24 protein-coding genes, 1 tRNA gene and 1 pseudogene are annotated in these 25,020 nt (G+C 65.0%); 14 read left to right on the top strand and 12 right to left on the bottom strand.

Features of this window, described 5'->3' with window-relative positions:
* Positions 1 to 250 precede the first annotated feature (250 nt).
* The 3 genes from FNV92_RS34535 (at position 251) to FNV92_RS34525 (ending at position 4,522) form a co-directional block, all read left to right on the top strand.
* The gene (locus FNV92_RS34535) at positions 251 to 742 is read left to right on the top strand and encodes a (2Fe-2S)-binding protein (RefSeq protein ID WP_143842725.1); all 492 of its coding nucleotides are present in this window, start codon (positions 251 to 253) and stop codon (positions 740 to 742) included.
* A complete protein-coding gene (locus FNV92_RS34530) occupies positions 739 to 3,024 on the top strand; it encodes a xanthine dehydrogenase family protein molybdopterin-binding subunit (RefSeq protein ID WP_143842726.1) in 2,286 nt (761 codons plus the stop codon). Before FNV92_RS34535 ends, FNV92_RS34530 begins: the two co-directional genes overlap by 4 nt.
* Positions 3,025 to 3,427: 403 nt before the next feature.
* A complete protein-coding gene (locus tag FNV92_RS34525) occupies positions 3,428 to 4,522 on the top strand; it encodes an HD-GYP domain-containing protein (RefSeq protein WP_143842727.1) in 1,095 nt (364 codons plus the stop codon).
* On the opposite strand, the gene FNV92_RS34520 is transcribed toward FNV92_RS34525, so the two are convergent.
* Both FNV92_RS34520 and FNV92_RS34515 read right to left on the bottom strand, forming a co-directional pair.
* Positions 4,523 to 6,103, bottom strand: coding sequence for an ATP-dependent acyl-CoA ligase (locus FNV92_RS34520; protein ID WP_143842728.1), 1,581 nt, complete (start codon positions 6,101 to 6,103; stop codon positions 4,523 to 4,525). It abuts the gene before it with no gap.
* Positions 6,104 to 6,289: 186 nt separating this feature from the next.
* Positions 6,290 to 6,701: pseudogene (locus FNV92_RS34515) on the bottom strand (VOC family protein).
* A 126-nt stretch (positions 6,702 to 6,827) separates the two neighbouring features.
* On the opposite strand from FNV92_RS34515, the gene FNV92_RS34510 reads away from it, so the two are divergent.
* Entirely contained in the window at positions 6,828 to 7,802 is a 975-nt protein-coding gene (locus FNV92_RS34510) for a Bug family tripartite tricarboxylate transporter substrate binding protein (protein WP_143842729.1), read from the top strand.
* Between the two features lie 150 nt (positions 7,803 to 7,952).
* Positions 7,953 to 8,231, top strand: coding sequence for a DUF3551 domain-containing protein (locus FNV92_RS34505; RefSeq protein WP_015689367.1), 279 nt, complete (start codon positions 7,953 to 7,955; stop codon positions 8,229 to 8,231).
* Positions 8,232 to 8,382: 151 nt separating this feature from the next.
* On the opposite strand, the gene FNV92_RS34500 is transcribed toward FNV92_RS34505, so the two are convergent.
* Entirely contained in the window at positions 8,383 to 9,627 is a 1,245-nt protein-coding gene (locus FNV92_RS34500; RefSeq protein ID WP_143842730.1) for a S1C family serine protease, read from the bottom strand.
* Between the two features lie 191 nt (positions 9,628 to 9,818).
* On the opposite strand from FNV92_RS34500, the gene FNV92_RS34495 reads away from it, so the two are divergent.
* The 5 genes from FNV92_RS34495 to FNV92_RS34475 all read left to right on the top strand — a co-directional run bounded on the left by FNV92_RS34495 (position 9,819) and on the right by FNV92_RS34475 (position 12,771).
* Complete coding sequence (locus FNV92_RS34495) at positions 9,819 to 10,436, top strand: hypothetical protein (RefSeq protein ID WP_143842731.1); 618 nt, start codon at positions 9,819 to 9,821, stop codon at positions 10,434 to 10,436.
* Positions 10,423 to 10,797, top strand: a complete 375-nt coding sequence (locus tag FNV92_RS34490; protein WP_162006374.1) for a transcriptional regulator — start codon at positions 10,423 to 10,425, stop codon at positions 10,795 to 10,797. The genes FNV92_RS34495 and FNV92_RS34490 overlap by 14 nt, the downstream gene beginning before the upstream one ends.
* Positions 10,798 to 10,824: 27 nt before the next feature.
* On the top strand, positions 10,825 to 11,565 hold the full coding sequence (locus tag FNV92_RS34485) for a di-trans,poly-cis-decaprenylcistransferase (protein WP_143842733.1): 741 nt from the start codon (positions 10,825 to 10,827) through the stop codon (positions 11,563 to 11,565).
* Positions 11,566 to 11,686: 121 nt separating this feature from the next.
* Entirely contained in the window at positions 11,687 to 12,229 is a 543-nt protein-coding gene (locus FNV92_RS34480; RefSeq protein ID WP_168213412.1) for a GNAT family N-acetyltransferase, read from the top strand.
* 56 nt (positions 12,230 to 12,285) lie between these two features.
* Positions 12,286 to 12,771, top strand: a complete 486-nt coding sequence (locus FNV92_RS34475) for a Crp/Fnr family transcriptional regulator (protein WP_041749129.1) — start codon at positions 12,286 to 12,288, stop codon at positions 12,769 to 12,771.
* On the opposite strand, the gene FNV92_RS34470 is transcribed toward FNV92_RS34475, so the two are convergent.
* On the bottom strand, positions 12,710 to 13,537 hold the full coding sequence (locus tag FNV92_RS34470) for a metallophosphoesterase family protein (RefSeq protein WP_143842735.1): 828 nt from the start codon (positions 13,535 to 13,537) through the stop codon (positions 12,710 to 12,712). The genes FNV92_RS34475 and FNV92_RS34470 overlap by 62 nt on opposite strands.
* Positions 13,538 to 13,746: 209 nt before the next feature.
* Between FNV92_RS34470 and FNV92_RS34465 the strand changes: the two genes are divergently transcribed.
* The 3 genes from FNV92_RS34465 (at position 13,747) to FNV92_RS34455 (ending at position 15,254) form a co-directional block, all read left to right on the top strand.
* A complete protein-coding gene (locus tag FNV92_RS34465; protein WP_168213778.1) occupies positions 13,747 to 14,433 on the top strand; it encodes a DNA-3-methyladenine glycosylase I in 687 nt (228 codons plus the stop codon).
* A 28-nt stretch (positions 14,434 to 14,461) separates the two neighbouring features.
* Positions 14,462 to 14,755 carry a DUF1330 domain-containing protein gene (locus FNV92_RS34460; protein WP_015689358.1) on the top strand — a complete coding sequence of 98 codons (294 nt, stop codon included), beginning with the start codon at positions 14,462 to 14,464 and terminating at the stop codon, positions 14,753 to 14,755.
* A gap of 205 nt (positions 14,756 to 14,960) precedes the next feature.
* A complete protein-coding gene (locus FNV92_RS34455; protein WP_143842736.1) occupies positions 14,961 to 15,254 on the top strand; it encodes a hypothetical protein in 294 nt (97 codons plus the stop codon).
* Positions 15,255 to 15,326: 72 nt separating this feature from the next.
* On the opposite strand, the gene dinB is transcribed toward FNV92_RS34455, so the two are convergent.
* Positions 15,327 to 16,427, bottom strand: coding sequence for a DNA polymerase IV (gene dinB / locus FNV92_RS34450; RefSeq protein ID WP_143842737.1), 1,101 nt, complete (start codon positions 16,425 to 16,427; stop codon positions 15,327 to 15,329).
* A 139-nt stretch (positions 16,428 to 16,566) separates the two neighbouring features.
* Between dinB and FNV92_RS34445 the strand changes: the two genes are divergently transcribed.
* Positions 16,567 to 16,776, top strand: coding sequence for a hypothetical protein (locus FNV92_RS34445; protein ID WP_143842738.1), 210 nt, complete (start codon positions 16,567 to 16,569; stop codon positions 16,774 to 16,776).
* 108 nt (positions 16,777 to 16,884) lie between these two features.
* Here the strand turns inward: FNV92_RS34445 and FNV92_RS34440 are convergent.
* The 7 genes from FNV92_RS34440 to FNV92_RS34410 form a co-directional block, all read right to left on the bottom strand.
* Positions 16,885 to 16,961, bottom strand: a tRNA-Arg gene (locus tag FNV92_RS34440).
* A gap of 59 nt (positions 16,962 to 17,020) precedes the next feature.
* Positions 17,021 to 18,088, bottom strand: a complete 1,068-nt coding sequence (locus FNV92_RS34435) for a sensor domain-containing diguanylate cyclase (protein WP_143842739.1) — start codon at positions 18,086 to 18,088, stop codon at positions 17,021 to 17,023.
* Position 18,089: 1 nt separating this feature from the next.
* Positions 18,090 to 21,167 (bottom strand): bifunctional diguanylate cyclase/phosphodiesterase, encoded by a 3,078-nt coding sequence (locus FNV92_RS34430; protein WP_416377742.1) that lies wholly within the window; start codon positions 21,165 to 21,167, stop codon positions 18,090 to 18,092.
* Between the two features lie 208 nt (positions 21,168 to 21,375).
* A complete protein-coding gene (locus FNV92_RS34425) occupies positions 21,376 to 22,455 on the bottom strand; it encodes a branched-chain amino acid ABC transporter permease (protein ID WP_186355510.1) in 1,080 nt (359 codons plus the stop codon).
* Positions 22,452 to 23,462, bottom strand: coding sequence for a branched-chain amino acid ABC transporter permease (locus tag FNV92_RS34420; RefSeq protein WP_015689350.1), 1,011 nt, complete (start codon positions 23,460 to 23,462; stop codon positions 22,452 to 22,454). Before FNV92_RS34420 ends, FNV92_RS34425 begins: the two co-directional genes overlap by 4 nt.
* On the bottom strand, positions 23,459 to 24,181 hold the full coding sequence (locus FNV92_RS34415; protein ID WP_143842742.1) for an ABC transporter ATP-binding protein: 723 nt from the start codon (positions 24,179 to 24,181) through the stop codon (positions 23,459 to 23,461). Before FNV92_RS34415 ends, FNV92_RS34420 begins: the two co-directional genes overlap by 4 nt.
* On the bottom strand, positions 24,178 to 24,954 hold the full coding sequence (locus FNV92_RS34410) for an ABC transporter ATP-binding protein (protein WP_143842743.1): 777 nt from the start codon (positions 24,952 to 24,954) through the stop codon (positions 24,178 to 24,180). The genes FNV92_RS34415 and FNV92_RS34410 overlap by 4 nt, the downstream gene beginning before the upstream one ends.
* Positions 24,955 to 25,020 lie beyond the last annotated feature (66 nt).

The raw sequence follows: 25,020 nt of genomic DNA, 5'->3' as shown, positions 1-25,020 counted from the left end.
GAAACTGTCACGGTCACGAGGGCGCGCAGGACGGGCGTGAAGTCCGTTGCGTTGAGTCGCTGCGTTGGTGCACTTGTCGCAGCGCACAACACCGAGCTGCCGAGATAGTTTCGATCGATTCCAGATTGCATTTGCCTCAACGGCTGAACCCGATCATTCTTGCGATTAAGGCGGGCGCCGGCCCGGTGGGTGTCCGCCAACACAAGTTGCCGCCGTAAGCGGCTTCATGCACCGGCAGGGGAAGACGCCTATGCCAACGCTCACCATCAACGGGCGGAGTCTGTCCGTGGATGCGGCAAACGACACGCCGCTCCTTTGGGCTATCCGCGAACAATTGCAGATGACCGGCACCAAGTTCGGCTGCGGTGCCGGGCTGTGCGGTGCCTGCACCGTGCACGTCAACGGCGAAGCCGTGCGCTCGTGCCAGACCCTGGTCGGCGATGTCGCCGGCAAGAAGATCACAACCATCGAAGGCCTCGCCCCGAAGGGCGATCATCCCCTGCAGAAGGCATGGATCGCCGAGCAGGTGCCGCAATGCGGCTACTGCCAGTCCGGGCAGATCATGCAGGCGGCATCGCTGCTCGCCAAGAATCCCAATCCGACCAAGGACGAGGTCGTGGCGCATATGGACGGCAATCTCTGCCGTTGCATGACCTATTCGCGGATCCAGAAGGCAATCATGCGCGCCGCCACCGAGATGCGCACCGCATCCGCTTCCGGCAACGAGCGGAGGCCCACATGAACAAGCACGTGAAAAACGTCACCCTAGAGGCGACCGACCTCAACCGCCGCTCCTTCCTGGTCGGCACCGCCGCAACCGGCCTCGTGCTCGGCTATGCCGGCGTGCCCGGCATCGGTGAAGCGCTCGCCGCTGCGCCCGCCAGTTTCGAGCCGAGCGTCTGGTATGCGATCGCGCCCGACGGCCTCGTCACCGTCACGTGCGGCAAGGCCGACATGGGCCAGCACATCGCCTCCACCATGGCACAGATCGTGGCCGAGGAGCTCGGTGCGAAGTGGAGCGACATGCGGGTCAATCTCGCCTCCAACGATCCGAAGTTCAACGATCCCGTGCTGGGCGCCCAGATCACCGGCGGCAGCTGGTCGACCATGATGAACTTCGACGCGATGAGCCGGGCGGGTGCGGCCGGACGCATGGCGCTGACCGAGGGCGCTGCCGCCGCGATGGGCGTGCCGGCCTCGGAACTCGCAGTGCGCGATTCCATGATCGTGCACGCGAAGTCGAAGAAGCAGATGTCGTTCGCCGACGTCGTCAAGAGCGGCAAGGCGACGAAGACCTTCACGCCGGACGAGCTGAAGGCGATCAAGCTGAAGACGCCCGATCAATACACCATGATCGGCGTATCGGTGCCGCAGCTCGACATTCCCTCCAAGACCAACGGCACGGCCAAATACGGCATCGACGTGATGCTGCCGGGCATGGCCTATGGCGCAGTGGTGACGCCGCCGGTGCGCTTCGGCGCCACAGTGAAATCGGTCGACGATTCGGCTGCGAAAAAGGTGCCGGGCTTCATCAAGGCCGTCACCCTCGACGACAAGACCCAGACGACGTCGGGCTGGGTGGTCGCGGTGGCCAGCACCTACGCCAACGCCAAGAAGGCAGCGCAGGCGCTGAAGATCGCCTATGACGCCGGTCCGAATGCGAAGGTGTCGAGCCAGTCGCTGCTCGATGAGGCCAAGCGGCTTCAGAAGCTGGAGGATTCCGGCCAGTTCTTCGTCAAGGACGGCGATCCTGCAGCTGCATTTGGCTCGGCGGCGAAGGTGGTGGAGGCGGAGTACACCACCAGTATCAACATCCACGCGCCGATGGAGCCGATGAACGCCACCGCGGAGTTCAAGGGCGACATCCTGCACATCTATTCCGGCAACCAGTTCGCGACGCGTTCAGGTGCGATCGCGGCGGGCGCTGCCGGGATCGATCCGAAGTTCGTGGTCATGCACCAGATGTGGCTTGGCGGCGGCTTCGGCCGCAGGCTCGACGCCGACATGATGATCCCCGCCGTGCAGGCGGCGAAGGCGGTCGGCAAGCCGGTGAAGGTGATCTATACGCGCGAGAACGACATGACGATGGATTTCTCGCGTCCGCTCACCTACCAAAAGGTCAAGGCCGGCGTGGATGGTGACGGCAAGCTCGTCGCGCTCAGCCACGACGTCGTGTCGGCCTGGCCCACGGCGCGCTGGGGGATCCCCGATTTCCTCACGCCCTCGGTCGACAAGAAGGGTCCACTCGATTCCTTCACGGTGAACGGCGCCGACTTCTTCTACACCGTGCCCAACCACTATGTGCGCGCGATCAAGAACGAGCTCGCGCACAACGCCACTCCGTCAGGTCAGCTCCGCTCGGTGGCGCCGGGTTGGACCTTCTGGGCGGTCGAAAGCATGATCGACGAGATCGCGGCTGCGACCAACCAGGATCCGGCGCAGTTCCGCATCGCGCTGCTCGACGGCAAGGGCAAGAACGACGGCGGCGCGCAGCGGCTGCGCAACACGCTGCTCGCCGCGATGGGGCTGTCCGGCTACGGCACCAGGCAATTGCCGAAAGGCGAGGGCATGGGCGTCGCCTGCGTGTCGTCGCAGGAGCGCGCGACCGCGAGCTGGACGGCGTGCGTCGCCCACGTCGCGGTGGCGCCGTCGGGCGAGGTGACGGTGAAGAAGCTCACCGTCGCAACCGACGTCGGCACCCAGGTGCATCCCGACAACATCCGCGCCCAGGTCGAGGGTGCGGCGCTGTGGGGCCTGTCGCTGGCGATGTACGAGAAGGCAACGCTCAAGGACGGTGGCATCGAGCAGACCAATTTCGACAGCTACACGCCCTTGCGCATGAGCCAGATGCCGGAGGTCGCGGTCGCCGTGATCGCCAACGGCGAAAAGGCCACCGGCGTCGGCGAGCCCGCCGTCACGGTGGTCGCCCCCGCCATCGGCAACGCGATCTTCAACGCCAGCGGCGCCCGCATCCGGGCGCTGCCGATTACGGCCGAAGCCGTGAAGGGCGCGATGAAGGCGTAGAGCAAGCGTGACTGCCGAATAAGACAATCCGCCGGAGGCCAACTCCGGCGGATTTGTTTGGGGCGGCTTCCACAATCTCGGTGTCATGCCCCGCGCAGGCGGGGCATCAAGTACGCCGCAGCTTCTCCGTATCCCTCCGCCGTCCCGGAGTACTGGATCACCCGGTCAGGCCGGGCGACGACGCGGGGGGGCGAGGCGGGAGCGCCGAAAATTCTCCTTTGTCATCAATGGCCGGTCTACTGTGCATGGGGTTGTTTTTGCCGTTCTGACCGGACGGGCGGGAGCTGATCGGTAAAATTGCGTCCAATTCCGCAAGGCTCCTTTGAGCACGCCTCTTAAGGCCCGGAGAACCTGATCAGGCATAGGCTGATGCCAAATACACTCCCGTGCTTTTGGGGAAACCATGAACGCGCCAGCCAAATCCGCCGCCAAACGCCGGCTTCTGCTCGCCTCCGACCGGAGCGATGCGAGCAGCGAGCTTGCCAGCATCCTGAAGGCGGTCGGTGAGGTCTCGACGGTGACCACGGAGCAGATTCCCGAGCGGCCCTCGCGCGATCTGTCCGGTCTCGTCGTCGATATCAACCTGCGCTCGCCCGACAGCGTGCAACGGGTGCGCAACAAGCTGCGCGGCGATGCCTATCATTCGATGCCGCGCCTGTTCGTGCTTGCCGATGCCCTGCATCACGGCACCATGCAGGCCTGGGCGTTAGGGGCCACCGACACGATCTCGCGGCCGCTGCAGCCCGATGCGATCCTGCAGCGCATCCGCGCCGCGTTCCCCGACACCGCCACCTACGACGCCACCGATCGCGGCAAGACACTCAACCGCGGCGTCGAAGCGGCACACGCGGTGCTGGCGAAGATGTTCGAGAAGCTGCCGCTCGGCGTGCCGCTGAGCTTCGACGACGTCATCGCCGCCGAGAACAAGATCCTGAAGGCGATCAAGCACTCCTCGCTGCGCGAATGGCTCACCACCGTCGGCTGCCATCATGTCGGCAGCTATCGGCATTGCCTGTTCGTCACCGGCTTCGCGGTCGCCTTCGCGCAGCATCTCGGCATGCGCGAGGACGACCAGCGCCGGCTGACCCGCGCCGCCCTGCTGCACGACGTCGGCAAGGCGTTCATTCCCGCGGCGCTGCTCGACAAGCCCGGCAAGCTCACCGACGCGGAGATGGACGAGGTCCGCCAGCATCCGCGCCGCGGCTACGACGCGCTCGCCGAGCAAGGCGGCTTCCCGCCGGAGATGCTGGATGTCATCCTGCATCATCACGAATTCCTCGACGGCTCGGGCTATCCGAACAATCTGTCGTCGAACCAGATCAGCGACATCGTGCGGGTGACGACGATCGTCGACATCTACGCCGCTTTGGTGGAGAAGCGCGCCTACCGCATGCCCTTCACCCACTCCCGCGCCTTCACGATGATGGAAGGCATGGGCGGCAAGCTGGACCAGCAGCTGTTGCAGGCATTCAGGCCCGTGGCGCTGGGGTCGTTCTGATCACCCCACCATCTTCCGTAGCTCCGCCTTCGCCACCTTCTCCAGCGTCGAACGCGGCATGTCGTCGACGAATCTCACCTCGCGCGGCACCTTGAAGTCGGCAAGGCCCTTGCGGCAGGCGGCCATCACGCTGTCATGAAGGTCGGGCGCAGCGCCCGCGACCCCGCCGTGCGGGATGATGAAGACGACCGGCACTTCGTCCAGCATCGGATGCTTCTTCGCCACCACCGCGGCCTCGCGCACGCCGGGCACAACAGCGATCACCTGCTCGATCTCGGAGGCCGCGACGTTCTCGCCGCCGACCTTCAGCATGTCCTTGGCGCGGTCGCCGAACCTGATGAAGCCATTCGTCAGACGCTCGACGCGGTCGCCGGTGAGGAAGAATCCGTGCTCGTCGAAACTCTCGCGCGTCGCCTTCTCGTTGTGCAGATATTCGGCGAACAGCGACAGGCCGGGGATGCCCTTGATCGAGAGATTGCCGGTGCCGCCGACCTCGGTCGGCCGCCCGTCGTCGTCGGTGATGCGGATCTGATATTCCGGTGCGGCGCGGCCGATCGACATCGGGATGTTGGGCTGGTCGACCTCGCCGACGATGCCGTGGGTGATGGTCTCGGTCATGCCCCACCAGCCGATCATCTTGACGCCGAAGGCAGCAAAGGCCGGTGGCTCGTTGATGGCGGTGCCCCACAGGCGGAATTTGTGATCCCTCGGAATCTCCTGCTCGAGCAGCGCCTTCATGCAGAACGGAATGGTCGACGTCCAGGTCGAGCCGTGCTCGCGCGCGACACCCCAAAACCGGCTCGCCGAGAAGCGCGGCTGGATCACGCAGGTGGCGCCGACCCACAGCGTCGCCAGCATGGAATAGGCCAGCGCATTGGTGTGGAACAGCGGCAGATAGGTCTGGTGCACGTCGCTCGCGTGCAAATCCTCATGCGCGGCGTTGATCTTGGCGCCCCACAGCGCGTTGGCATGGGTCCAGAGCACCGCCTTCGGCCGCGACGTCGTGCCTGACGTGTATTGCACGCTGCATGGCGCGAGCGGATCGGTCGCCCGCTGCGGCCGGTCCGCGCTGTCGGCGAACAGCGATTCAAAGCTGTCGCCGCGTGGGACGGATTGTGCAGGCGCAGCGCCGGCATCGTGCGACGTCACCGCCATCCAGCGAATGCTGCGGCAGTTCTGCGCGACGATCTCCGCATGGGCCGGCTGCGTGATCGCCGCGACAGCGCCGCAATGATCGGCGAAATATTCGATCTCGACCGGCGCCGAGCGGGTGTTGGTGGTGACCGCGATGGCCCCGCACTCGACGCAGGCAAACCAGGCCAGCAGCGCCTCGATGCAATTGTCGAGATGGATCAGCACATACTCGCCGGGCTTCACGCCGCGCTTGGCGAGCCCTGCCGCGAGCGCGCCGACCCGCTCGTGAAACTCGCCATAGCTCCAGCGCCGCGCCGGCGCGTCGAACGGCGCCCAGATCAGGAACGGATGCGAGCTGCGCACCTCGGCACGCATCTTCAGCAGCCAGGGCACGTCGAGCCCATCGAACGGGCCCACGATTCCGGCTGAACTCTGTTGACGTGGCATGTTTCCTCCCGTGCAGCCTGCATCTTGTCGGCGGCTGCCTTTTGATTATTGCGTCTTCCTGCCACCGGATGACGCGGGGCGCAAATCGGGGGGGAGGAGGTATGCCGCTTAGCACGTACTCTCTCTGCTCCGTCATGGCCGGGACGAGCCCGGGCATGACGACAGAGCGTGCCGTGATAGCCGGCCTCAATCCTCGTACGACGAAATCTCGATCAAGCTCCCATCCGGATCCCGGCAATAAACCGAGCGCAGCGTGCCGCGCGCGCCCTGCTTGGGAACCGGGCCTTCCTCGATCGCGACGCCATGTGCCTGCAAATGCGCCACCACCTCGTCGGGTGTGGCGGAGGTGAGGAAGCACAGATCCTCGCTGCCGGCGGTCTGGTGATCAGCGGTGAACCACTCCACCTTGTCGGCATCGCGCGGCCGGACGTTGATCTTCTGGTTACCGAATTGGAGAGAAGTCCGCGGCGCTTTGCCGCCGCCGGGGTCGAACACCTTGACTTCCATGCCGAGAATCTCGCCGATACCACTCGGCGGTCACCGCGACGTCAGCGACGTTGATCACGAGATGATCGAGGGCTTCGACCTTGACCGGCATGCCTTATCCTTTCGTCGTGATGCGCCTCGCGCACTTTCCGCCTGCGGCAAGCTTTGTTACAACCGCGCCGACGACACTTTCAAGTTATCCGGCCTTCAAGAACAACACGTTGGGAGAACCCTCCATATGATCACTCGCCGTTCCGCACTGGGCCTGCTTGCCGCCACGCCTCTTGCAGCCAGTCCGCTGTCGAAAGCCTTTGCCGCCGACTATCCGTCCCGGCCGGTGAAGTTCGTGGTCGGCTACCCGCCGGGCGGTGCCACCGACATTCTCGCGCGCCTGATCGGCCAGCGGCTGTCGGAGCGACTCGGTCAGCAATTCATTGTCGAGAACAAGCCGGGCGCCGGCAACAATATCGGCACCGAATCCGTCGTGAACGCCGAGCCTGATGGCTACACCGTCCTGCTGGTCAATCCCGCCAACTACATCAACGCCACGCTCTACGCGAACCTCAAGTTCAACTTCGTCCGCGACATTGCGCCGATCGCCGGCTTCCAGCGCGTGCCGAACGTGATGACCGTCAACAAGGACGTTCCGGCCAAGACCGTCGCCGAGTTCATCGAGTACGTGAAGGCCAATCCGGGCAAGGTGAACATGGCCTCGTCCGGCAACGGCACCTCGGTGCATCTGTCCGGGGAGATGTTCATGGCGATGACCGGCTGCAAGATGCAGCACGTGCCCTATCGCGGCGCGGCGCTCGCGATCACCGACATGCTGGGTGGTCAGGTGCAGGTGATCTTCGACAACATGCCCTCGATCATCCAGCACATCCGCTCGGGCGCGCTTCGCGCGCTCGGCGTCACCACGGCACAGCGCTCGCCGCAGCTGCCCGACGTGCCCGCGATCGGCGAGACCGTGAAGGATTACGAGGCGAGCGCACTGTTCGGTATCGGTGGGCCGAAGAACATGCCCAAGGACATGATCGCCAAGCTCAACAGCGAGATCAACACGCTGATGAAGGAGCCCGACATGACCAAGCGCCTGGTCGAGCTCGGCGGCGATCCGCTGGTGCTGACGCCGGAGGCGTTCGGCAAGGAGGTCGAGGCCGAAACCGCGAAATGGAAGAAGGTCGTCGAGTTCGCCGGCCTGAAGGTCGAGTAGCGGTCTTGTGATCGTGAGGAATGGAGCCCTGCCGTCCGGCAGGGCTTTTTTCTTGAGTGGTCGGCGGCGTCGATCCGGAATAAAATGGCACCGCGAAACCTGATGATAGATGGCGCCGTATCTGACGCCGTGAACAGAGGAGTTGGGATCATGCGCAAGACGCATTTGGCGCTGCTGACCCTTGGCGCAACGGTCCTTGCCGGTTTCGTCACCGCCACGCCCGCCGCGGCGCGCGACTATCCCTGGTGCGCCCAGGGCGGTGAATATGATTATCCCGGCGAATGCGCCTACAGCACCTATGAACAATGCCAGGCCAGCGTGTCCGGGCGGCTGCTGTTCTGCGGACCCAATCCGCTATTTGCCTACGGGCAGGCGCCGAGGCCGCAACCGCGCACGCAGCGCCGCACGCGGCCGGTCGCTCCGTACTAGTTGCGGCATACAGCTGTCATCGCCCGGCTCGACCGGGCGATCCAGTACGCCGACAGCAGTGATTGACCGAGGTGCCGCGGCGTAAGGATTCCCCGCCTTCGCGGCGAATGACGACGGTGTTAGTGCGGCTGCTTGCTTTGCTTCCGATGCCTCACCGCTTCGCGTCGGCTTGCTCCGTGCCGTTGCACGAGATCAGCATCGTATACGGCCGCGCGTTGCCGGCGATGTCGGTGGTCTTGAGCTCGCCCTTCGGTTCCGCGGTCTGGTAGGGCACCACGGAATTGTCGAGGAAGTCGCGCAGCATGCCGGTCTTGATGGCGAAGTTGATGTTCTCCGGAATGGTGCCGGTCGCTGCGGCGATGCGCAGTGCGGGGATCTTAGCGGTGACCACGCCCACGATCTGCCCGGTGGTGTCGAACAGCGGGCCGCCGCTATTGCCGGGCTGCACCGGCGCGCTGATTTGCAGGAAACGCGTGTCGTTGCGCATGCCGCTGAGCGAGCTCGCGATACCGGTCGTCACGGTGAAGTCCGACGTGAGCCAGCCATGGAAGGGAAAGCCGATCGCGATGACGGAATCGCCGGAGCGGAGCGAGCGGTCGCGAATCCGCGCAAAGTCCTTGAATGTCGCCGTCGATGGCGCCTGCAACAGAGCGAGGTCGTTGTTCGCGTCGCTCGACACGACGCGCAACACCATGGCCGCTTCGCCGGTGAGGTTACCCTTGATGTCGCCGACACAGCCGTCGATCACATGATTGTTGGTGACGACGTGCCCGTTGGCGCTGACCACGAAGCCGGTGCCGGTTCTGGCCCGGGCGGGCTTGCCGGCCGTTGGTGACGGCGGCTTGTCCGGCGTCTCCTGCGGCTTGGCGGCAACCTTTGTGAAATCGCCGGCCTTGTCCAGGCCGTCGGCTTTGACTCTGGTCACACAATTGGTAATCGCGGCTACCAAAGGGGCAGTTGATGTCAGGCTGAATTGAAAGGGCGTGCCTCTCGCCACCGCAACCATCAGGCTCGCCTTCTGGAGTGCGCGAGCGACGTTGGTGGGCAGAACCGCCGAAACCATGACATCGGAAAATGCAGTCGCGAAGAGTCTTACCTCGGCCTGGCCGTCGAAGGTCACGTCGATCGTTAGGTTCTCGCCCTTCTTGAAACGAAATGCGGGATTTGCAAAGCCGAGCAGCCACGAATTGTTTGCATCCTGGCCAACAAGCAAGGTGACGCCGTTGGCGTAAGGCGTGCTGGCGGCGCAGTGAGAAAATCCGCCGGTCGAATCATTGGAATAGGCGCCCCCGTTCCAGTTGCCGACGCGGATGGTACCGAAAGGCCCCGCCGCATTTGCAAACCCGGCGAGCATCACATGCAAGACAGACGCCACGACAAAAGATCTAAGCCACATACTTCCCCCGAAACGCTTTTGCGCTATCTTATCCGCGCGGGGACGGGAGACGCAACCGTCAGTTGTTCATCCGATCGGGGCACCTCGCGATGACTGCTTGCCTTTACTTTGCATTGCTATATACTTTGCAATACAAAGTAACGGGGCTTGACCCCGCACTTCAAGGGCGGAGCGAGGCTTTGGCGTTGCCGATGCGCGATCTCGACAAGGCACTGGCTGATATCGTGGAGATCCGCAGCCAGATCGCGGCGGGTACGGCGTTCCGCGGCTATGGCCCGGCCACGATGGCCGCGACCGGCGCCGTCGCGCTTTTCACCGCGATCTTGCAATTCTGGCTGCTCGGTGACCCTACCGGCGAGCCGCTCGCCTTCTTCCTGGGCTGGTTCATGGCGGCCGCGCTCTCCGGCCTGATGATCGGCATCGAGATGCGTGCGCGGTCGCGCCGCCATCATTCCGGTCTCGCCGACGCCATGATCCACCAGGCGGTCGAGCAATTCCTTCCCGCCGGCGTCGCCGGCGTGCTGCTCGCGGTGGTGATGTGGAAGTTCGCCAGCGAGACGCTGTGGCTCTTGCCCGGCCTGTGGCAGATCCTGGTGTCGCTCGGCATCTTCGCCTCCGTCCGCTCGCTGCCGCGCAGCGTCGCGCTCGCGGGAGCTTGGTATTTCCTGTCCGGCTTCGCGGTCGTTCTGCTCGCGAGCCGGACCCACACGCTCTCGCCCTGGACCATGGGACTGCCCTTCGTGATCGGGCAGTCGGTCATGGCGGGCATTCTGTATTTCGCGTCCGGAGACCATGATGCCGAAGACTGACAGCGCGCCGTTCTCCTATGAAGGGCTCGACCGCGTGATCCACGAGAAGGCGAGGCTCGGGCTTCTGACCTCGCTGATGGCGCATCCCAAGGGTCTGGCGTTCGCCGATCTCAAGCAGCTCTGCGGCCTCACCGACGGCAATCTCAGCCGGCATCTGGCCGTGCTCCAGGAAGCCGGGCTCGTCGAGGTGACCAAGGGCTATGAGGGCAATCGCCCGCATACCACCTGCCGCCTGACCAAGGCCGGCCGCCGCCGTTTCCTCGACTATCTCACCGTGCTCGAGCGCCTGGTGCGCGACGCCGCCAAGGCGGCCGGCCGTGAGGCGCCGCCGCTCGGCCGTCTCGGCATCGTCTCGACCTGATCCCCCTTTTTGACCGGAGACTTTGCAATGCAAAGCGACCTTGCGCCTCGCGACGACAAGCTTCACGTCGGCATCATCATGGACGGCAACGGACGCTGGGCGACGCGGCGCGGCCTGTCCCGCCTGCGCGGCCACGAGGCCGGCGTCGAGGCGATCAGGCGCATCGTCGAGGCCGCGCCCAGGCAGGGCATCGGCACGCTGACGCTTTATGCCTTCTCCACCGACAATTGGCGCCGGCCGAAAGCCGAGGTCGCCGCGCTGATGACGCTTCTGCGCTTCTATCTCGCCAACGAGGTGCAGAGTCTGGTCAAGAACGGCGTGCGCCTCACCGTGATCGGCCGCCGCGACCGCCTGCCCGACGGCATCGCCAATGCGATCGCGCGCGCCGAAGATGCCACAGCCGGCGGCAGCACGCTTCATCTGCGTATTGCCGTCGACTATTCCGCGCGTGACGCCATCCTCAACGCGGCTGCAAAGGCGGCAGCACTGACGAGCCTCACGCGAGAAGCTTTCTCGCAACTTGTCACCGGCGAGGCCGGCCTTCGCGACGTCGATCTCATCATCCGCACCTCGGGCGAGAAGCGGCTGTCGGACTTCCTGCTCTGGGAAGGCGCTTATGCCGAGTTGCATTTCACCGAGCGGATGTGGCCCGAATTCGACGCGGCCGATCTTGCCGCCGCCTTGGCCTCCTTCCACGGCCGCGAGCGCCGCTTCGGCGGCCTTCAGGCGATCATGCCGGACGAGGTGCCCTCACTCTCCCGTGTGTGACGCACGGCACGGAGCGATCGGCTGTTCGTTTTCAGCCGCGTGATTGGCGGCAATGTCCAAGCGGCCCCCGCGCGGCCTCGGCTAGGTGTGCGTTCAACGCAACCTGCCGAGGGCGTCGCGCATGTCACAGCTATTTTTGGATGCCGTTGCCGAGCTGGACCTGGCCAAGGGCGCGGTCTGCATCAGGGCCGCCGATGCCTCCGACGTCGAGAGCCTCTCGATCTATTTCACGGGCCTTTCCACGACGACGCGCAACAAGCGCTTCATGGGCGCGCGGACGGACGTCGCAATGGTTGCGGCAGAATGCGTCGCCAGGGCCGGCCATCCCGATCATTTCACCTTGCTGGCCGAGCTCAGGCAGGGCGGGCATGGCACGATCATAGGTGAGACGCTCTACGTCTACGACGCGGCCGCACGGCAAGGCGAATTCGCCATCTCCGTCGCCGATGTCTTTCAGCGCAGGGGCCTCGGCTTGCAGATGATGATGGCGATGGAGATGCGCGCAAGCGATCTCGGTCACGGGATGATTGCCGCCGAGACGGCCCGGGTGAATGCGGAGATGCGCGGTCTTGCGAAGAAAGCGGGGTTTGCGGATACCGGGCTCGGCGACTGGCAGTCGGTCCATTTCGCGAAGAGCCTGTCGCGCCAGTCGTCATCTCGCTGATTTGCCGGGTGGCACGGATCGTGCTCTATTATCTCCCGTCACGGGAGCCTTCGGCGATGCGCGCAGTGTTGAACTATTGCACCGGCGGGACGGAGCGGCAGGTTACGGCCGGCACCGTCGTCGTCACCGAGGGCAGCACCACCGGTCATCTCTACGTGTTGATGCAGGGCAAGCTCGAAGTGCTCAAGGGCGAGATGATCGTCGCCACCGTCACCGAGCCCGGCGCGGTGCTCGGCGAGATGTCGGTGCTGCTCGGCCAGCCGCACACTGCAACCGTGCGGGCGTGTTCGGATGCGGTCGTCTACGAGTTCGAGGACGCCGCCTCGTTCCTCAAGCAGGAGCCGGGGGTGGCGCTGCTGATTGCGCAAATGCTGGCGCAGCGGCTGAACGTCGCCAACACTTATCTTGCCGACCTCAAGCGGCAATATGCCGGCCATGGCACGCATCTGGCCATGGTCGGCGAAGTGCTGCAGAGCATGATCAACCTGCCGCCGCTTGAGGTCTCGCCAGGCTCGGATCGGCAATCCGACCCAAGGATGTAAGCCAGTCCGGCGGCTCCTCGATGTACTTGCCGGGTCGCTTCAGCGGCGCGTCGAGGTCGATCCATTGCGCTTCGCCTGCTGCCAGCCAGAACGCCTTGTTCGCATCGAGATCCAGCACGATATGCGTCGGCGGCCGGCCCGGCTGCAGGCCGGCATTGAACACCCAGGTCTGGCCCAGCCGGTCGAACCACGATCCGTCCGTGATGAAGGGTGATTGATGGACGTGGCCCGAGATCACCATCGACGGCTGATACTGCATGATCCATTGCACCAGCTCGACATCGCCGAAGAAGCGCTTGCCGCCCCAGCTCGTCGGTGAATTCGCCGGCGGCGCATGGTGCGCCCAGATCCAGCGCTGCGGCCGATCGACTGCGGCATCGCGCAGCTGCTCGACGATGCGCTGCTTGACCAGTGGCCCGTCCCACCACGGGCACACCGTGAACAGGGTGTCGCCGATGGTGATGCTGTCGCCGTCACACGCAATCCCCAGCTCGCGCACCTCCGAAATCCAGCGCGAGATCTTCTCGCCCTCGGTATTGCGTTCGTCGAGGTCGTGATTGCCGGAGCAGAGGATAACGCGCGTTCTTTCGGCAAGCAGCGCGAGGTACTTCTTCACCACCACGATCTGCGCGCGAAAATCCACCATCGAGCCGATGTCGAGCGCATCGCCGGCGAAGATCAGGAGGTCGAATTGCGGCGCCGCGCTCACGAGCCAGTCGAGCTGCGGCAGCGAGTAGTGCAGGTCGGCCACGACCAGGCAACGCATTGAAAATCCGTCCGCAAGAGATCGAAAATGTCTGGGAATTCCAAAACGGCATGAAGCAAGAAGCAGACCAGCATGGCCGTCTGCTCGGAGCGTCCAATGTGGCAAGCATGCTGCGGCGGCGGCGCGGGCGCAAGTGCTGGTGCGTCGCAGGGCTGGACCGGGCCGTCGATTTCTGGTGTCTTGCCGGCATTCCCAACGCGGGCGTCCGCATGACCTCGTTCAAGACCATTCGCGCCCGCGCCGAGAAACGCAAGGGTGGGCCCAAGGCGCTCGAGAAGCTGATGCCCGAGAAGCCCGACCTCAAGCGTCTGGCGAAGCTCGGCGACGACCGTATCCTTGCCGAGATGACCAGGCGGGTGTTCTGCGCCGGTTTTGCCTGGAGCGTGATCGATTCGAAATGGGACGGCTTTGAAGAGGCTTTCCTGCACTTCCAGCCGGCCAAGCTCAGCTTCCAGCCTGAGGACTATTGGGAGGGCCTGCTGCGCGATACGCGCATCGTGCGCAACGGCGCCAAGATCATGTCGGTGCGCGACAACGCCGCCTTCGTGCAGGAGATCGCGAGGGAGCACGGCAGCTTCGGCAAGTTTCTGGCGAAATGGCCGCCGGCCAACGAGATCGGCCTGCTCGATCTCCTCGCCAAGCGCGGCAGCCGGTTGGGGGGCAATACCGGGCAGATGCTGCTGCGTTTCGTCGGCTGGGACGGCTTTGTCACCTCGAAGGACGTCGTCGCGTCCTTGCGCGAGGCCGGCCTCGATATCGCCGAAGAGGTCAAGTCCAAGGGCGATCTCGCAAAAGTGCAGGCGCAATTCAATGCCTGGGCCGAGGAGACCGGCCTGCCTTACACATATCTGTCACGCATCTGCGCGCTCTCGGTTGGCGAGAACCGCGGCGAGTAGCCGGTCACGAGAAACAAGGAGAGACGAAATGGCAAAGGCCTATTGGGTTGCTACCTACCGCGCGATCAAGAACCCCGACGCCATGGCGGCCTACGCCAAGCTGTCGCGCCCTGCGATCGAGGCCGCCGGCGGCCGCGTGCTCGCACGCGGGATGCCGGCCGCAGCCTTCGAGCACGGCCAGATGGAACGCGTCGTTCTCATCGAGTTCGACAGCGTCGCGAGCGCCAGGGCGGCGTATGAAAGCCCGGCCTACAAGGCCGCGCACGATCTGCTCGGCGACGGTGCGGATCGCGACATCCGGATCGTCGAAGCTGTCGATTAGCGCCGCCCACCACGGGATCGTGGACATCGTGTGGCGAGGTCGTGCCGCGAGCGCGGCGGACGAAACTCGCGATCACGAAAAGCATTTCTCGGGAACGTTTGTGTGCAGCACCCGTTCGGGAAGTTGAGGCGGGCGAAAAGGGGCGCAGGGAACGCCCGCATCTCGTCCAGCTCAAATGAAACCCGACAACAGAACGGACCAGTGCATGAAGCTCACGACCGAACAGGTGAAGCAGACCGTCAACCAGCTCGGCGCCCAGGTGCTGCCCGACGAGCATCCCGCCATGCCGCAGCTCAACAGCATGTTCGGCGAGCACACCTTCTTCGTCGACGAGACGGGTCTCAAGGTGCTTGAACCGACGCCGTCATTGGGTGCGGAGCGCCAGACCGGCGAGGTCGTCAGCCTCGCCGACTGGAGCGATGCGGAGCTGACGCGCCTGATGGCGCATGAGCCCGAGCCGACGGGCGTGATCGTGGTGTTCGAGCATGTGCGGCATTGACGGGTTCGAGCGGGTCGACCGCGTGATCGGTGGCGGGTTTGAAAATCCCGCCGCTGTCATTGCCGGTCCGGTTCAAATGCCGAAAGTCAGCTGTGGCTCCGCCTCATCCCCGATCTGAAGAGCAGACAGCGATACGCCCAAGAGCCTGACGCGCTTGGGCAGCGGCATCTCGACCTCGAGCAGGCCGCAGGCCAGCCGCTCCAGTTCGTCGCGGCCTGATACCGGCGCCGGAAGTGATCTGCTGCGCGTGATGATCTCGAAGTCGGCGAATTTGATCTTCAGGGTGACGGTTCGGCCGCGGTTGCCGGTCGCCTCGCAATGGCGCCAGACCTTGTCGACGAGCGGCCTGAGTTCGATGACCAGCGCGTCGAATGCGTCGAGGTCGGCCTGGAACGTGGTCTCCGCGCCGATGGACTTGCGGACCCGGTTGGCCCGGACCGGGCGTTCGTCGACTCCGCGCGAGATCCAGTAGTAATAAGCACCTGACTTGCCGAAATTCGCATTCATGAATTCCAGCGACTGGTTGCGGATGTCGAGGCCGGTGAACAGGCCGAGCGCATTCATCTTGGCGCTCGTCGCCGGGCCGATCCCGTGGAATTTGCCAACGGGCAGCGTCTCGACGAAGGCGGGGCCCATCTCCGGCGAGATCACGAACTGACCGTTCGGCTTGCGATGATCGGAGGCAAGTTTTGCGAGAAACTTGTTGTAGGAGATGCCCGCCGAAGCATTGAGGCCCGTCTCGGCTTTGATTGTCTCGCGGATCCGCAGCGCGACGTCCCGTGCCAGCGGGATGCCCTGCAAATTCTCCGTCACGTCGAGATAGGCCTCGTCGAGCGACAACGGTTCGATGACCGGTGTGTGCTCGGCGAAGATGTCGCGGATCTGCCTGCTGATGGCCTTGTAGACCTCGAAGCGCGGCTTGACGAAGATGAGATCGGGACATTGTCGCTTCGCGGTCACCGACGGCATCGCAGAGCGAACGCCGAACGCGCGGGCCTCGTAGCTCGCGGCCGCAACGACGCCGCGTTCGGCGGAGCCGCCCACGGCAACCGGCTTGCCGCGCAGCTCCGGATTGTCGCGCTGTTCCACGGACGCATAGAAGGCATCCATGTCGATATGGATGATCTTGCGGACGGGCGAGCCCTCGCCAGTCGCCGTGCCGGATTCGCTCATGGGAAGATGATACAATTGTGCGGTCAGAAGCGCGAGGTGATGGATGCTTCACCTGTGACTTCGCCGTGACCATCAATCTCAGGCTTGTGAGTGGCGAGCCTGGGCACGCGTTCCTATATCGGAGCGCGGAGGACAGCCGATGCAATACAGCTCCGAGTTCGTTCAGACCATGCGACAGGCCCTCGAGACCGTGATGGCGAGCGTGCCAGCCGATCAATCGGTGTTCGGTCTGAAAGCCGCCGTGGCCGAGTGCATCCTGAGGGCTGCCGCACACGGCCAGACATCGTATGACGGACTGGTGACGTCCGCCTCCGACCAGATCCAGCAGATCATTGCGATGCTGACGTAGGCGCTTCCTCCAGGGAGAGCAGACGCCAGGAATCCGAGCGCGTGAAGCATCGACAGTTAGCGGTCGGGCGACGGACGGGCGTTTGATTGGGAAGACCGCGCCATGAGGTGGCGCACCCGACACGATTCGAACGTGTGACCTTTGCCTTCGGAGGGCAACGCTCTATCCAGCTGAGCTACGGGTGCTAGTCGAGCCTCATTTAGCCGATTGGCGGGGGGCGGGCAACCGCTTCCCACCGCATCGATCAGGCTGATTTGCGCCCCAGCCGGCCAGGAACCGGCTCGCTGTCCCGGCCGAGGCCTGCAAACTCGGCGAGCAGCCGCTCGGCGCAGATGACGCGGTTGCGGCCGAGCCGTTTGGCCGCATAGAGCGCCTCGTCGGCCGAGCCCAGCAGCCGGTCGGGGCCGGCGTCGGCTTCGCCGGGAATCCGGCTGGCGACACCGACGCTGAGGGTGACGTGGTCGCCGGCGCCGTCGGCGCCATGGGTGATCGCCAGGGCCATCACGGCGCGGCGGATCTCGTCGGCGATCGCGCAGGCGGCATCGCAATCCATGTCCGGCAGGATCAGCGCGAATTCCTCGCCGCCATAGCGGCTGGCGAGGTCGAGCGGGCGCACGGCATGGCGGCTGACGACGGCGGCGACCGCGCGCAGGCATTCGTCGCCGCTCTGGTGGCCGTGGCGGTCGTTGAACTGCTTGAAATGATCGACGTCGACGAACAGCAGCGCCATCGGCTTCTGCGTGCGCTGAGCGCGGGCCCATTCCGCCTGCAGCATCTGGTCGAAGGCGCGGCGGTTCGACAGGCCGGTCAGGCCGTCCTTGGTGGCGAGCTCCTTCAGCGCGCTCTCGGCGCGCTTCTGGTCGGTGAGGTCGCGCAGCGTCTCCACCACCGCGATCAGATGGCCGGCCTCGTCGTGGATCGGGCCGGCGTCGATGGCGAGATAGAGCTGGCTGCCGAGCTTCGGCATCACACACCAGTTCTCGGCGCTGAAGCCGAGGCCGTTATGGCCGCGCGCGGCATATTCCGAATAGAACTCCGGCAGCTGCTCGGGGCGGTCGAGCGCCACGAGGTCGGCAAGGCACGGGCGCTTGGTCTCGTAGAAGGCCTGCCAGTGTTTCGTGGTGCCGATCACCTCGGAGGCAGCGACGCCGGTCAGCCGCTCGCAGGCCCTGTTCCAGATCACGACGCGGCGCCTGGGGTCGATCACGAAGGTCGGCACCACGAGATGCTGCATCAGCCGCACGGCGTAGGAATCGGCGACGTCGACGGGCCTGGCTGGAGTCCTGCCCGCGGTCTTGCCCGGCTTCGCCATCTCAGGCCACCGCCGCGATGGGCCGGGCATCGCCCGGGCTGAACAGCTTGCGCACCTCGGCCGCCGGCTTCGGCTTGCTGAACAGATAGCCCTGCATCTCGGTGCAACCGAGCGAACGCAGCATCTCGCGCTGCGCCTCGGTCTCGACGCCTTCGGCCACCGTGGTCATGTTGCTGGCGGCAGCGATGTTCACCACGGCCTGCACGATCACGGGCGCGCCGCTTTCATCCGCGATGTCGGCGACGAAGCAGCGGTCGATCTTGATCTTGTCGAACGGGAAGCGCTTCAGATAACTCAGCGAGGAATAGCCGGTGCCGAAATCGTCGAGCGCGATGCGCACGCCGATCGAGCGGAGCTGATGCAGGATCGAGAGCGCGGCCTCGTCGTCGCGGATCAGGACGGCCTCGGTGATCTCGAGCTCGAGCCGGCGCGGGTCGAGCCCGGACGCGGCGAGGGCGCCGGCGATCCGCAGCGCCAGCGTGTCGCATTTGAGCTGCACCGGCGAGACGTTGACCGCGATCCGCACATGCGCTGGCCAGGTCGCGGCCTCGTTGCAGGCCATGCGCAGCACCCAGTCGCCGAGCTCGTTGATCAGGCCGGTGTCCTCGGCGATCGGAATGAACTCGGCCGGCGAGACCCAGTCGCGTTCGGGATGACGCCAGCGCAGCAGCGCCTCGCAGCCCGAGACTTCGTTGGTGCGCAGATCGACCAGCGGCTGATAGTGAATCTCGAAGCCGCCATTCACCAGGGCCTGGCGCAGGTCCTGCTCCATGGTCAGGCGCGCCTTGGCGCTCGCGTCCATCGCCGGCTCGAAGAAGCGATGGGTGCGGCGGCCTGAACCCTTGGCGCCGTACATCGCGAGGTCGGCGTTCTTGATGAGCTGGTCGAGCTCCGTGCCGTCCTGCGGTGCCAGCGCGATGCCGATGCTGGCATCGGTGGAGAGCTGGTGGCCGAGGCAGTGATAGGGCTGCCGGATCGCCTCGTAGATCCGCGTCACGAACGACAGCACGTCCGCAGAGGACTGGATTCCGGTCTGGATCACCGCGAACTCGTCGCCGCCGAGCCGCGCGATCAGGTCGCTCTTCTTGAGGCAGCCGCGCAGCCGGGTCGCGATCGCCTTCAGCAGATCGTCGCCGACGTGATGGCCGAGCGAATCGTTGATGCCCTTGAATTCGTCGACGTCAATGTAGAGCAGCGCGAACTGACCGCCGCCGACGACCTTGGCAAGCTCGGCTTCGATCTGTTCGCGGAACAGCGTGCGGTTCGGCAGGTCGGTCAGCGCATCGTAATGCGCCATATGCGCGATCTTCTCGTCGGCGCGTCGCCGCTCGGTGACGTCATCGATGACATGGATGAGATAGCGTGGCTCGCCGGCTTCATCGCGAATGCCGATCCGGGTCGATGTGATGTAGCGCAGCCCCGTGCCCGGCATCTGCCAGGCGTGTTCGTCCTTGAACAATCCCTCGGCCGATTTCAGCGCATTGCTGTCGTCTTCGGTGATGCGGTCGGCGGGCGCCTTCGGGAAGATGTCGAAAGCGGTCTTGCCCACGACGTCCTGACGAGACTGGCCGAACAGCTGTTCGGCGACGCAATTGAGCAGCAGGTATTGCCGCGTCCGGGCGTCCTTCACCGTGATCTGGGAGGGGATGTGATCGATGATCTCGCGCAGGAACGTGTAGTTGCGGTCGCGCTCCTGCTCGAGATTGCGGCGCTCGGTGATGTCCTCGATCGTGGCGACCCAGCCGCCCTGCGCCAGCGGCGTGTTGATGACCTGGAAGGCGCGGCCGTTGGGCAGCTCGTGGATCCTGGTCGAAACCTTGCCTTCGGCGACCACCCGCATCACTTCGGCGCAGAACGCCTCGACGTCACCGCGGAATGCGCCGCGCTCCTTGCGGTGATACATGGCCTCGTGAATGTGGCAGCCCGGCTTGATGACGTCCGTAGACAGGCCGAACATGTCGGCGTAGCGGCGGTTGCAGGTGACGATATAGCCGGCGGCGTCGTACAGGATCAAACCCTGCGACATGTTGTTCAGGGCGGTGTCCAGGCGCTGCCGCTCCGCCTCGATCCGCTCATGGGCCTCCCGGTTCTGCCGGCGGATCTGGCGAATGATCAGGAAGAGGATCAGCGCGATCACCGCGGCCAAACCCGTCGCCGTGGTGATCATGAAGCCGGTCTGGTGGCGCCAGTCGGCAAGCGCGGCGCTCGCGGTGTTGGTCGCGACGATGACCAGCGGGAAATGCGACAGCGACGCCGCCGAGCCGAGGCGGTCCTCGCCGTCGATCGGACCCTTGACGCGCAGCGTATGCCGGCCGCCTTCGGTCAGCATCTTGCGCATCAGCGGCGCGTCCTTGAAATTCCTGCCGATCAGCTCTTCAACATGCGGGTAACGCGCCAGCATCTTGCCTTCACGATCGAACAGCGAGATGGCGGCGCCTTCCGCCAATGCGACCGATGCGAAATAGCGTTGATAGCTCTCGGGATCGATCCGGCGGACCAGGACGCCGAGGAAGGTGCCGTCCGGCATGTTGAGCCGGCGCGCGACGATGGTCGTCCATTTTCCGATGATGAAGCTTCGCACGGATTCCAGCAGCACCGGCTCCGATGCCGGATTTGACTTGAAGGTCTGGAAATAGGTGCGCGACGAGACGTTGATCGCGGGCAGCGGCTGGGCGCGCGACCAGTTGATGATGTCGCCGTCGGCGTCGTAGATCACGATGTCGCCGAGATAGGAGACCGCGCTGATCTTGCCGCGCAGCATCTGGTTGGCGGCAGGGCCGGACATTCGTTCGCGGAACATCGCGGGCGAGGTGATCTCCGGCAGGTTCATCTGCCCGATCAGGTCGGCGGCCACGACGTCGGAATCCTCAAACTGCTGATCGAAATGCCGCGCGATCAGCTGCACGGTGTTTGCCAGCTCGCGCTCGCGGTTGGTCAGCGTGCGCTCGCGAAAATCGCCGATGGCCATGGCGGTCACAGCGAAGATGCCCGCGACCAGCAACACGCCGCACAGGGTGAGCCAGAGCACCGGGCCGCGCCGCGTCGCCGCCTCCCAGCCGCTCTTTGCGGCTAGAGACATTCCGGCTGCGATCCTTGCAGAGACCTGGCGCATTCCCCCTCCCCTCAGGGAACACGAATACACCGCACAAATGGCGCAAACCTTAGCAAAGCCAGTTACCTAAGGATTAATCCGGTTGCGCGGCCAGGCTCGCATGCCGCGAAGCGGGAATCATCTCGCGGTTGTGCGACACCGGCAACAACCGCTGCGCTGCATCATTAATCGCCACTTAATGCGGGGCGCCCTTGTCGCCACCGCCGCTGCGCAGCCGTCCGACCACGCCGGTCGGGAAGAAATAGACACTGGCGATGAACAGCAGTCCAAGCCACAGCAGCCAGCGGTCGGGGTGGAGAAGCCCCGGCAGCAACGGCAGCCCGGCCTCCGACGCCGCCTTGGATGCGACGCCCATCAGCGCCTGCAGATAGTTCTGGGCGAGGATGAAGATCGTGGCGCCGATGATGGCGCCGTAGATCGTGCCCATGCCGCCGATTACGACCATCAGCAGGATGTCGAGCATGATCGAGAAGCTGAGCGATGTGTCGGGGCCTGCATAGCGCAGCCACAGTGCATTCAGGATGCCGGCGCCGGCCGCGACCAGCGCGGCCAGGCAGTTGGCGTAGGTGAGATGGAACACGGTGCGAAAGCCGAGCGCCTCGGCGCGAAAGCGATTCTCGCGGATCGCCTGCAGCACACGCCCGAACGGCGAGTTCACGACGCGCAACAGGGCGAGGATCATCAGGGCGGAGATCGCGAACACCAGGTAGAAGGTCAGGATGCGGCCGTTGATCTCGAAGCCGAACAGGCTTTTGGAGATCAGCACCGTGCCGGGGCGGAGCAGCTCGGGCAGCTGGAAGCTGCGGCCGTCCTCTCCGCCGGTCAGCCAGGACAGCTGCGAAGCCAGCACCTGGAAGGCGGAGGCGACCGCGAGCGTGATCATGGCAAAGAAGATCGCGGCGACACGCAGCGAGAACAGGCCGATCGCGAGCGCCAGCAACGCTGCCAGCGGCAGGCCGACGACGATGCCCGTGGCGACCGCGGCCCAGTTCGGCCCCATCCCGTACAGCGCGATCGCGATGGCGTAGCTGCCGATGCCGTAGAACATGGTGTGAGCGAACGACACCGAGCCGGTATAGCCGAGCAGCAAATCGTAGGACGCGACCAACGCGGCGAAGACGCAGATCTTGGCGGCGACGTTCAGCGCCTTCGCGCCCGGGAACAGGAACGGCGTTAACGCCAGCGCCAGGATGATGACGACGAGGAGGACGGTGAGAACACGGCTGCGCGGCGGATCGCCTGACAGGATCATCATCGGCTGGTCACCGCATAGAGGCCGCGCGGGCGCCACATCAGAATGGCGACCATCAGCAGGATGTTGGAGACGAGGGCGAGTTTCGGCACCAGGAAGCCACCGTAATTGGCGACCATCGCCACCAGGATCGCGCCGATGAAGCAGCCGCCGATCGACCCGAGGCCTCCGATGATGACGACGACGAAAATCAGGACGGTGAGCTCGTCGCTCATGGAGGCATGGACCTGCTCGCGATAGAGCGCCCACATCACGCCCCCGAGGCCGGCGAGCGCTGATCCGGTCATGAACACGCCGAGGAACAGCCGGCGGATGCGGTAGCCGAGCGCCTCGACCATCTCGCGGTTCTCGACGCCGGCGCGGATCAGAAGGCCGAGCTTGGTGCGATTGAGCACGAGCTGGATCGCGATGAACACGGCAAGCCCGATCAGCGTCGCCAGCACGCGATATTTGGCGATCGCGACGTCGCCGAGGATGAAAGAGCCGCGCAGCGAGGTGGGCAGCGGCATCGGGATGATCTGCGGCCCCCACAGCGCGTAGAGCGTCTGTTCGGCGACAATGAGCCCGCCCGTCGTCATCAGGATCTGCTTCAGGTGCTGGCCATAGACGGGAAGGATCAGCACACGCTCCACGACCAGGCCGAGTGCGCCGGACACCGCCATCGACAGCAGGGCCGCGGGCGCCAGCACCGCGAGGTTGATCCAGAGCGAGTCGGCCTGGATGGAGGCCGCGAACGGCGCCAGCACCAGCGTCGCGACATAGGCGCCGACCGCGATGAAGGCGCCGTGGCCGAAATTGAGCACGTCCATCAGGCCGAACACCAGCGTCAGGCCGGAGGCCATGATGAAGATCATCATGCCCATCGCGAGGCTCGCCGCGGTCAGTGTCAGCCAGGTGCTGGGCGAGCCGATCAGCGGAATCATCGCCAGCGCCAGCGCGATCGGCAGCAGGATCGGGGCGAGATCGCGCTTCGGTTTCGGCAGCGGATCGGTTGCGGCAAGTTCAGTCACTGATGCGCCTCCAGGCTCAAGCCGAGCAGCCGCTCCTGCAGCGGCACGTCGGCGGCCAGCGCCGCCATCTCGCCGCGATGGACGATGGTGCCGTTGTCCATCACGAGCACGTTGTCGCCGAGCTCGCGGGCGGCAAAGAAATTCTGTTCGACCAGCAGGATCGTCGCGCCCTTGCGCTTGATCTCCTTCAGGCACTCGATCAGCGCCACGATGATCGCCGGCGCCAGGCCCTTGGTCGGCTCGTCGATCAGGAGCAGCTTGCGCGGCTCGATGATGGCGCGTGCGATGGACAACATTTGTTTCTGCCCGCCCGAGAGGCTGCCCGCGCGCGACAGCCAGAACCGGCGCAGCGCAGGGAAGAAGCCGAAAATCCATTCCAACTGCTTGTCGTCCATCGGCCCGTCGCGGGCGGCGAGAACGAGATTCTCCTTCACCGAGAGATCGGAGAACACCGCCATGCTCTCCGGCACGTACCCGACGCCGAGCCGGGCGATGTCGGGCGTGGCGCGGCTCTCGATGCGCTGACCGGCGAGACTGATCTCGCCGCTGGAGGCCTGCCACAGGCCCATGATGGTGCGCAATGTCGTGGTCTTGCCGGCGCCGTTGCGGCCGAGCAGCATCGTGGTCTGCCCCTGCGGCACCGTGAGGTCGATGCCCTGGAGGATGTGATAGCGGCCGATATGCGTGTGCACGCCGGAGAGTTTGAGCAGATCGGTCATGCTGCGCTCTCTGCGGCGTTCTTGGGTGCGACGCCGAGATAGGCTTCCTGCACGATCGGCGAGGCGATCACCTCGGCCGGCAGGCCGTCCGCGACGAGCTGCCCGTTGTGCAGCACGATGATGCGGTCGGCGAGCGAGCGCACCACGTCCATCTTGTGCTCGACGAGGAGGATGATCTTGCTCCTGTCCTGCTTGAGCTGCGCGATCAGGTTCAGCACGACCGGCACCTCGTCGATGCTCATGCCGGCGGTCGGCTCGTCGAACATGAACACTTTCGGCTCCAGCGCGATCATCAGTGCGACCTCGAGCTTGCGCTGGTCGCCATGCGACAGCGCGGTCGCGGCGACGCTGCGCCGGTTGCCGAGCATGACCTGGTCGAGGATGGCGTCGGCGCGGGCGATCAAATCGCGGCGGACCATCCAGGGCCGCAGCATGTCGTAATGGGTGCCATCGGCGGCCTGCACCGCGAGGCGAACGTTCTCTTCCACGGAGAGGTTCGGAAACAGGTTTGTCAGCTGGAACGCGCGGCCAAGGCCGGCGCGGGTGCGCATCGGTGCGGATTGCTGAGTGATGTCGGTGCCGTCGAACAGGATGCTGCCGCTGCTCGCGCGGAGCTGGCCCGAGATCAGGTTGAAATAAGTGGTCTTGCCGGCGCCGTTCGGCCCGACGATGGCTGTGAGCTCGCCGGGGCGGAACGTGCAGGTGACGTTGTTGACCGCGACATGGCCGCCGAAGCGGATGGTGAGGTCGCGGGTTTCGAGAGTCAGCGTCATTGGATGTCTGGCAAGTGATGATCGGGATATCGCCGCGGCTACGCTGCGCTCCCTCCCCCGCTTGCG

It is taken from the genome of Bradyrhizobium cosmicum (assembly GCF_007290395.2).
Taxonomy (GTDB): Bacteria; Pseudomonadota; Alphaproteobacteria; order Rhizobiales; family Xanthobacteraceae; genus Bradyrhizobium; species Bradyrhizobium cosmicum.
The sequence above is the reverse complement of the archived record's forward strand: the minus strand, read 5'-3'. Positions and strand labels throughout refer to the sequence as shown.